This window comes from Aeromonas australiensis (genome assembly GCF_000819725.1).
Classification (GTDB): Bacteria; Pseudomonadota; Gammaproteobacteria; order Enterobacterales; family Aeromonadaceae; genus Aeromonas; species Aeromonas australiensis.
The window spans coordinates 1-1,962 of record NZ_CDDH01000059.1; the positions used below are offsets into that span (position 1 = coordinate 1).

The window sequence follows — 1,962 nt, forward strand, 5'->3', positions numbered from 1 at the left end:
GGGTGCGGGTCGTCATAGAGGGAGCCGCGCGGGAGGAAAAGTAAGTTTGTTTTATGTTTCATATTGTTAATTTAAAATCGTAAAAAGATCGCTTGATTAACAATCTAGTGTAATGACGGGGTTGCCAGCCATGGCGCGTTCATTGGCGAGTGCATAGGCAACGCGGTAAATTGCATATGTAAGAGGGGACCATGCAGCACAATATACTGTGGGCAGTGGATAATCGAACGCTTAGTTAATTTGTTGTTATAAATCAAATGCTTAGCTATTTATCGGTTAGCCTTTTACTATTAGTTTTCCTAATGAAATGTATCAAAATTCGTCAATTGAGTCGGTCCTGCTCCCTGACTAAGCTTTGCGCATCAAATAAAGCCCAGTGCGCAAACAGATGATCAGAGGAGCGACATCATGGCCAACATGACTTATACCGAAGCCGGTTACCAGCATTCCAGCCAACTGAATCTGGCAGCTCGCGTAAAAATGACCGTGCTGACCTGGCTGGAGCGTAGCCGCAGCCGTCGCCAGCTCTCCGAGCTGCCCGAGTACCTGCTCAAAGACATCGGTCTGAATGAGGCTGACCGTTATCAAGAGACTACCAAGCCGTTCTGGCGTGGTTGATCTGCCGGGCATGGATGCCTTGTTTTTCTGTTGACCCTTTTGCTGCTCTGCCCCTGTGGCGCCCCGCCTTCAGGCGCGCAATAGTCTGTTTTATCTCCCTCTGTTGTCCTGCTGCTGTTTGTTGTACCTCTTTATTCCGCATCGCTACTGCCATTGTTAGCGCCGTTCGATTGTTAGCACAATTGTGTTGTTAATGTTTGAATTTGTTTAAAAAATGATTTTAAGCCGCGGAGCCTTGCGTATAATCCGAGCATGGTTTTCCAGAGCAAGAGGGTGAGACGGATGATTCCCCAGCACGATTTTTTGGCCTTGACCCGCAGCAATGAGTGGCAGCTTGAGCCCTTTGAGTTTGTCCTGCCTGATGGCGCGCGAGTCAGTGTCTGGGATACGGGCGTGCTCTGCCTGGAGCCTGCCAGTGGTGCGGGTGATCAGCCCGGGGGGGAGAAGGATATCGTTCTCTCCTGCGGTATCCACGGCAACGAGACCGCCCCCATCGAGATCTGCAACCAGCTGCTGAGCCGACTGCTCTCTGGCGAGTTGCGTGCCCGCCATCGGGTGCTGTTCCTGTTTGGCAATCCGGCGGCGATGAATCTGGGGCTGCGGGAGGTGGAGGAGAACATGAACCGGCTCTTCTCCGGCGCCCACAGCAAGGGGGAGGGACTCTGCAATCGGGAGCGGATCCGCGCCATGCGCCTCGAGCAGTATGTGAGCCGCTTCTTTGCCGATCCGGCTCGTCCTCGCTACCACTACGACCTGCATACTGCCATTCGCGGCTCTCGTCACGAGAAGTTCGCCGTCTACCCCTTCCCCCATGAGCGGCCCCACTGTCGCGAGCAGGTGCAGTTCCTCGGCGCCTGCGGGGTGCGCACCATTCTGCTCTCCGCCAGCCCGACCACTACCTTCAGCTACTACAGCTCCCGCCAGCATGGTGCCCATGCCTTTACGGTGGAGCTGGGCAAGGTACGGCCGTTTGGCGAGAACGACATGACCCGCTTTATCGAGACCCGGCAGGCTCTGCAGGAGCTGGTCACCCAAGACGAGGTGGCGCTGGAGCCGTGGCGGGCGGACGATTTCACCCTGTTTGCCATCGATCGGGTGATCACCAAAAAATCGGATCAGTTTCGCTTCCTGTTTGCCAGCGATGTGGACAACTTTACCGAATTTCCGCAAGGGTTTGTGTTGGCCGAGGATGGCGAGCTGCGCTACACGGTCGAGCAGCCGCGTGAGGCGGTTGTCTTCCCCAATGCCAATGTGGCGATCGGTCAGCGCACCGTGCTGATGGTGGTGCCGACAAGGCTCTGGGAATAGCTGGCGGGATGCGCCAATATAAAAACGGGGCCAGTC

Annotated in this window: 2 protein-coding genes; both read left to right on the forward strand. The window is 55.3% G+C overall.

The features are described 5' to 3' along the window. The first annotated feature begins 408 nt into the window (after positions 1 to 408). Entirely contained in the window at positions 409 to 618 is a 210-nt protein-coding gene (locus BN1117_RS09635) for a DUF1127 domain-containing protein (protein WP_011706670.1), read from the forward strand. Between the two features lie 282 nt (positions 619 to 900). Further along, positions 901 to 1,926 (forward strand): succinylglutamate desuccinylase, encoded by a 1,026-nt coding sequence (gene astE, locus BN1117_RS09640; RefSeq protein WP_040096880.1) that lies wholly within the window; start codon positions 901 to 903, stop codon positions 1,924 to 1,926. Positions 1,927 to 1,962: the final 36 nt, after the last annotated feature.

Bases quoted from the DNA above. Each gene is read 5' to 3' on its own strand.
- astE (WP_040096880.1), top strand. From the start codon at position 901: ATGATTCCCCAGCACGATTTTTTGGCCTTGACCCGCAGCAATGAGTGG.
- BN1117_RS09635 (WP_011706670.1), top strand. From the start codon at position 409: ATGGCCAACATGACTTATACCGAAGCCGGTTACCAGCATTCCAGCCAA.